Source organism: Patescibacteria group bacterium, assembly GCA_041660565.1.
Classification (GTDB): Bacteria; Patescibacteriota; UBA1384; order CAJBMM01; family CAJBMM01; genus JBAZWC01.
Genome location: JBAZWC010000007.1, coordinates 1 through 6,802, shown reverse-complemented (window position 1 = coordinate 6,802; position 6,802 = coordinate 1). Strand labels below are relative to the sequence as shown.

At 41.7% G+C, this 6,802-nt stretch carries 7 protein-coding genes; 1 reads left to right on the top strand and 6 read right to left on the bottom strand.

Going from position 1 to position 6,802, the window contains the following annotated elements; translation table 11 throughout:
* Both WC773_04785 and WC773_04780 read right to left on the bottom strand, forming a co-directional pair.
* Positions 1–670 (bottom strand): NAD-dependent epimerase/dehydratase family protein (locus WC773_04785; protein MFA6082691.1); only part of this gene is annotated, 670 nt, incomplete at its 3' end.
* Between the two features lie 89 nt (positions 671–759).
* Positions 760–1,743, bottom strand: a complete 984-nt coding sequence (locus tag WC773_04780) for a class I SAM-dependent methyltransferase (protein MFA6082690.1) — start codon at positions 1,741–1,743, stop codon at positions 760–762.
* Between the two features lie 224 nt (positions 1,744–1,967).
* Here WC773_04780 and WC773_04775 point away from each other — a divergent pair, with 224 nt between their 5' ends.
* A complete protein-coding gene (locus WC773_04775) occupies positions 1,968–3,230 on the top strand; it encodes a hypothetical protein (protein MFA6082689.1) in 1,263 nt (420 codons plus the stop codon).
* Between the two features lie 5 nt (positions 3,231–3,235).
* On the opposite strand, the gene WC773_04770 is transcribed toward WC773_04775, so the two are convergent.
* From WC773_04770 to WC773_04755, 4 genes are all read right to left on the bottom strand, one after another.
* Positions 3,236–4,222: an FkbM family methyltransferase gene (locus tag WC773_04770; protein MFA6082688.1), complete on the bottom strand. Its 987-nt coding sequence runs from the start codon at positions 4,220–4,222 to the stop codon at positions 3,236–3,238.
* A 3-nt stretch (positions 4,223–4,225) separates the two neighbouring features.
* Complete coding sequence (locus WC773_04765; protein MFA6082687.1) at positions 4,226–5,317, bottom strand: glycosyltransferase; 1,092 nt, start codon at positions 5,315–5,317, stop codon at positions 4,226–4,228.
* On the bottom strand, positions 5,314–6,465 hold the full coding sequence (locus tag WC773_04760) for a hypothetical protein (GenBank protein MFA6082686.1): 1,152 nt from the start codon (positions 6,463–6,465) through the stop codon (positions 5,314–5,316). Before WC773_04760 ends, WC773_04765 begins: the two co-directional genes overlap by 4 nt.
* 98 nt (positions 6,466–6,563) lie before the next feature.
* On the bottom strand, positions 6,564–6,802 hold a 239-nt coding region (locus WC773_04755), incomplete at its 5' end, for an NAD(P)-dependent oxidoreductase (protein ID MFA6082685.1).

Below are 6,802 nucleotides of genomic sequence, written 5' to 3'. Positions count from 1 at the left end.
ACAATAAAGCGCGCGCAAGATCGTCCACAAACATAAATTCCCTTCTCGGCTTGCCCGAACCCCAGACTTTAATAAACGGCTGGTTCGTTTCTTTCGCGACGACTAACTTATGCAATAGTGCCGGCAATACATGGGCGTAATTATCGTTAAAAGTATCACCCGGACCATATAAATTAGTGGGCATAGCTGAAATAAAATTGTCGCCATACTGGCGGTGGTATGCCTGGCATAACTTTATTGCCGCTATTTTGGCGATGGCATAAGCATCATTGGTCGGTTCAAGTTTTCCCGTCATAAAGTATTCCTCCTTGATCGGTTGCTGGCTATCCTTCGGATAAATACAAGCACTGCCCAGATTTAATAATTTTTCTACTCCATATTCGTGCGCCGCATGTATTACGTTTGATGCAATCATCAAGTTTTCATACAAGAACTCAACCGGATGCGTGTCATTATCTAGAATTCCGCCTACTCGTGCTGCAGCAATTATTACATATTTTGGTCTTACATGAGCAAACCACCTATCAACATCAAGTTTGTTTTGCAAATCCAGTTCATCCCTGGTTTGATACACCAAATTATTAAATCCTTCTTTAGTTAACAACCTCATCAATGCAGACCCAACTAATCCACTATGTCCTGCGATATATATTTTATCTGTTTTGATCATTTACAAATTATCAAGTTCAGTATATAAACGCCATATTTATAAATCAACCATCCTCTTCACTGTCATTCCGTATTTCTTCCTGCCTCTAATTATCTATTCAAACTTCTATAAATCCGTCGCCAAATATTAGGTTGTCGCCACCCTTCTATCCTAGCCGCCCACCGCTGATAAAATTCCTGGTTGTGACGCAAACGCTTTAATATTTTACTCGTTGCCGGCTGCGACACTGTGACAGGTGGCGATAATGCTGGTCTTGCCAGTACTAGAATTCTAGCAGTCATTATCCGCATAATATCTCTGGCTTTCATTTTCTTGCCATCAAAGCGGGGACTGTTGATATTTACGATTTCAAATCCTGTTTTCGCTAATAAGTAACGAGTACTTTCATCATTAAACATAAAAGGGTGCATAATCTCAACCATTTGATTTATTGGACGATTTAATACTGTACTAACTGCATCATACAAACTTAAAAATAGGAGCCCGTTAGGCGACAACATTGTTTTTATTTTCATCAGATTACCTTTAGGATCTAGTGTGTGATTAAGAGTTTGGGCACAGATGATCAAATCAAATTTCTTATCTGTCACAAAGTCCTCAAATAGCCCCTGAAAAATTTGACTACCGGTACGGCGCGTCGCGTCTTCCGCTACCCGAATCACTGGTTCCACTCCGTAGGTTACAATTTTAGCATCATACTTCATCCAGGCCGCCATCGTACCACCGTTGCAGCAGCCAATATCTAGTAAAGATTTTACTGGAAGCTTAATTTGTTCCCGGACCAGAGGAATCATCGTCTTTTCAGCATGCTGATATTGCTTATTGAAAATATGGTTAAGACCGCTATCAGTACCAATCGCCGCTTTCCGATAATCTGCTTTATTTAATTCGGCATATTGATCATCAGCCGGACGAGGATTGATAAACATGAGACCGCATCCTTTACACATTACGGCTGTCAGCGGCAGACCATACTTTTCACTATGACAAAAAGGTGTTACCTCCACACCACCGCATAAATTACATGGCAAAGAAATCAATTCTCTAGTATAAGCTTGTAGGTTTACCTTCATTACGTGAATCATAGCTGACAAGCCTCACATGGGCAAAGCCTGTCACTAGCGGAAAAATTGATTTGTATAAGCCTCACTGCCGTCAATAGCATCTGTGCCCAACAATGTGCACCCCACACCAAATAGCTGCTATCGCCGTTGCTTTTCGCCCATCCTTACTCTTGCGAGGCCGGTGTCCGTCCACGGAGTATGTTGTATAACCCGCAATAGGGTAAAATTAACCGATGAAAGCAATTCATTGGCCAGCCGTCGAGGACTTTTTACAAGCACAATTTAAATTTGATGTCGCGCATTATTTAAGAAGTGGTTGGTGGTCAGTGTTTAGTAATATAGTGCAGGCTGCCAGCGGCTTAATCCTCGCCATTCTTTTTGCCCATTTGGCATCCAAAGAAGTATTTGGTGAATTCCAACTAGTCGTCTCAATCATTTCCATGACGGCCGTCATCTCATTGAAAGGATTAGATACTGTCATTGTTCGTGACGCAGCTCAAGGCAAAGAAGGTATCTTGCGTCGGGCGTCAAGACTACGTTGGCAGTGGAGCTGGCTCGCCTTACCTGTCCTGAGCGGACTAGGCTGTTATTATTGGCAACTTGGCCAAACCCGGATCGGTTTCGCTCTTGTTTTATCCGGTCTACTCGCCCCCTGGAATTACTTGGCACCAACCTGGGAAGATTTCGTTAAAGGTCGTCAGCTGTGGAAACAATACTCGTTGTTTACATCACTAAGATCCGGTGCTGTTCTCTGCTTTGTTGGTTTATCGATTTGGCTTAGCCAGGGAAATCTGCTCGTTGTTTTTTCGATGTATTTGCTCATCAACCTAATCTTGAACCAAGGCTTAATCTGGTTTTACAAACGAAACGTAAAGAACGATAACGTCAACGCCGACTGGAAGTCTTATGGAATGTTCTTGTCGAAATTAAGTTGGCTTAAGACCATTGTGGCTAATTTAGATAAGGTACTAGTAGGAATAATTATTTCACCCTCCGCTTTGGCGGTTTATTCAATCGCCCTGATTATCCCGAATTATTTGCAATTAGCAGTAAAAGGTTTCTTTCAAACAACCAGTCCCCGCTTAAGCGGACGTAAACAAATCTACTGGCACGAATTAGCAATTACTGGGGTTTTTGGGTTGGTTTTCGCCTTAATTACTGTTGTCGCAGTAAAACTGTTGTTGATCAGATTTTTTGGCGAATCTTATCAACCAGCCCTACCGCTAGCCTATATAGCAGCCACGGCAATGATTTTCCATCCGATTGCCCTTTATCTGGTCAATTTTGCCAATATGAATAACCGTAAAGACGCTCTCGTTAAATGTAATTTAATTTGTCCGATTGTCCGATTAATATTGCTGTTGTGGTTAGGCAGCCAATGGCATGAAACAGGCTTCGCTCTAGCCTATGCCATCATGGGTTTAGTCTGGGTTATTGTCCCGATTTGGCTGTTAAAAATCAACTGGCACCAATTAACGGTGGGAGAGCTTAACTGAATACATCAATGATCTATTTTTACATTGCCAAGAGTACCTCGTAGACGCCCACGAGAGTTTGGTGCTCGCAGCCAGTCTGCAATTGTTTGAAAATATTTTGATAAGCGACCGCGTCCCGGGAAATCAGGCAGAATTCTTTCCGTAGAACGAATAGCTTTAATTGAATTTGTCAGCCGGCCGATTTCATCGTCGGACAACCAACCATCAGAATTATTGGTTAGCTCCAGGGCATAATCAAGATACCCATAGTGTAGGCAAATCAGTACCGCATAATATATTTTCAGTTTTTGCTGATCAGGCGGCCAGTTATTTAATAGATGGAAGTAGCTAGTCATATTTCTAAGATATAAGGCATCCCCAGCTAATAATTGTCCTTTCCGGTTCCCATAGTTTAAACCGATCTTGCGCTTGAAGTATTGCGGCCTTATATCAAAAAGATAGAAACCAAGAGATTGCAAATACTCGTCAACCTGGGGAAATAGCGGCTGTTTCTGGTAAAGTGGCGCGAACTCGATCTCAACTTCCACGCCAAACCCATATTTCTGCAAAAATATATTTCCACCCTGCAGAATGAGCAGTTCAGAACCTTGCGTATCTAGTTGCAAAAAGTCACCACTCGTTACCAAACCTTCCTGATTAAGATTGTCCAGTGTGTCGACTTTTACTTCCGATTGACCTGTTAAGTGAAAGTAGTCGGCAACCGCAAACCGGTCTAAAAAATCCTGGTTTGGCTTATAAATTGAAGAAACAGCTGGATTTTTAGTTTGGTAAAGTGTAACCGAGTCACGGTGATCCAACAAACCAATATTAATATAATGTTGATTATCCAACTGTGGTAGATTGCGATAAGAATTAGGATCTGGCTCAAAACCAATGATGTTCAGCAGATTATCGTATGGCCGCCAATGTTCTGGTAATCCACCGCTCGCGCCAATCAGTAAAAATGTCAGCGGATGACTGGCCACTTCCTTTGTTAAGACAGTCGGTAGCATATCTTATAATTTTTCCCGCATCATGTTAATTAAGTACCGGCTGCGGGCTTCTACAGTATGTCCACTCAAAACATCTTGTCGCCAATTCTTGGCTAGCCGTTCCAGTTCTTCTGGTTTTTGCAAGTAATTCTTTAGTTTTTGTAACGTCACATTTGCATCAGCTAAATAATAGCGACGGTCGCGTAATACGACATCATACACAATTGCATTATGTCCATCCCTAATCGGCGGCCCACAGGTTTCAATAAATGGTTTCGGCAACATAATGGCAACATTGGGTGCTAGACCAACCTCACAATGTCTAAACGAATCCCAACAGCGGCCAGATGGAGATAATGCTACCCTAGCTTGCGACAAAAAGTCCCAATATTGACGGTTGGTGATAAAGGTCGACCGATCGTCATGCATCATAATATTCGTGTCTGGTATCTTTTCCTGCACTGCCTCTACTATTTGAGCCCGTTCCGGTGACGATTGGTCTTCACGCTTTCGCCCATTATAAAATACCGACTTAGTCTTTTGTTTTTCGATAAAGTGGTATGATGATGGCCTGACCGGAATCGGTCCAAATGGTAGTATCAGATCCGTTCCGAAGCCCTTGGGTAAGTCCTTTTTAAAATATATGTCGTAATCCCTTCTTACTTTGAAATCAAGTGTTAAGTGCTCATATATATCCGGATCACCGTAGAGGGTGTCATAGTCAGGAATATCCAATATTGCTACTGGTAAATTGAATCGTCTAGCTCTTTTGATAACCTGCGCAATCAGATCAGGCTCCCCGATAGCCGAAATAATCACCGCGTCAACCTGACGCAAGGTCTTGTCAATCTGCTTTCTCTTAATAAATGTTGGCCTGGTAGCACCATGACAAGAAGGATATGGGCAAGACAGCGGGAAATTAGCGGCAAATACCGATGGATAATATTGGCCGATAACAAAAACATTGTCTGGTCCTAAGACACTTGGCAAATCTCCAGCATATTGTATTTCGGCGTGATGGGGCAGCTCCTGACGATATACTCTATTTTTAATTAATTCCACATAATTTATTTGCAGTCGCTTGGAAGGGACAATTAAGATCTTTTTAATGGTCATTGCTTAATTTTTACTTTACTGGATTCACACTGCTTTGATACTCGCAATGTCCCCGGATCACCCACACCCAACTTATCTAACGCCTCTAACCAAAGTTTCATGCCGACCGACATCTGAGCTAAGCTCCAAATATTTTTTACCTTTCCCCGCTTGCCAGCGCACAGGTTAAATTCCGAATATTCTTCGTCTATCCGTACGGCAATTTCTTCATATCCGCCCAGCAAAGACTTTGCTTTTAGGTCAAGCGACCACAAGAAATTAACAAACGTTTCGGTCATTGCCATACCATGCAACTCCAGCAAAAAGTCCTGGTAATTATGATGGTCGTTACGATGTTGCGTTACTACTGGCGACCCATACGACACCGCCAATCCTAACTGATCTGCTAAGAACTTACTGATATATGAAGAATAGATGTCATCAAACCTGCCAACAAACGGGCACAAAAACGCTGTCAACCAAAAACTATTAAGATAAGCAGTATTCTGTGTATCAAGAGGGCAGATCATATTTTTACCTAACACCAATTGTTCTTTACGTTGCACTTTATAATCTCCCCGTAATCCTTTTATTCTCTCAATCGCATCCACGTCCGGGTTATGTTCCCACAACCCTTGGTTCATTGCGATCTTTACTTTTTTTTGCTTTCTTCTAACCTTTCTCTCCTTATTTTTCTGACGGTCGAACGGCGAGAAGCCTCTCATGAATATCGGCTCATCATAAAAAGGTTCTAAGGCGTTATACCAAGTAGGGCTACCAGCTTCCACCACTTTTCCGCTATAGACGCCGCTGCTATGTTTGCTTAAAAAATCAGTTTCTTTTAATAGGTTATCGTCATCCAAAGTGATTAGAACGTCGTCTGATCGCATACCCTGTTTAATACAAAACAAGTAAGCAAAATTACGCCGGTCAATCGAATTAAAAGGAATATGTTTAGTTATTGCCAATCTCTTAAATTCTTTTATCTGCGCTTTTACATCTAAATACGTTACCCCGGCATACTGGTTGCAGAATCCCTGGACTACGCTTGGTGTTTTTAAATCTCCAGCAATCACAAACATAAAATCATGTCCGTGCGCTTTAAAATCATTGATATATGCCTCAATAAAAGTTGGCTTATTTATTGTCGTGTTTACAACGTAGTACATATAGTTATTTTTAAACTACCAAATGCTCATATAAAAACAAACACCGGCTCATATAATTTTATACCTTTACCATTAGAGCTTCCCATTGTTCCCCACCCTTAAATCTTTACCAACCTCGCTGCTTCTTGGATTTTGATAATTTTTTTTGTAATAAACTCTTCTACCACCCTCATTTCGTCAAAGGTCGCTCCACCAATGTGAGGTGTGATAATGACATTATTATGTTCCTTCGCATACTGCACTATTGGGCTTTCGCTAATTTCTCCGTTTATCTCTCCCGTAATCACATCAAGCCCGGCGCCACCAATAACACCATCCTGCAGTGCGTTAATTAAGT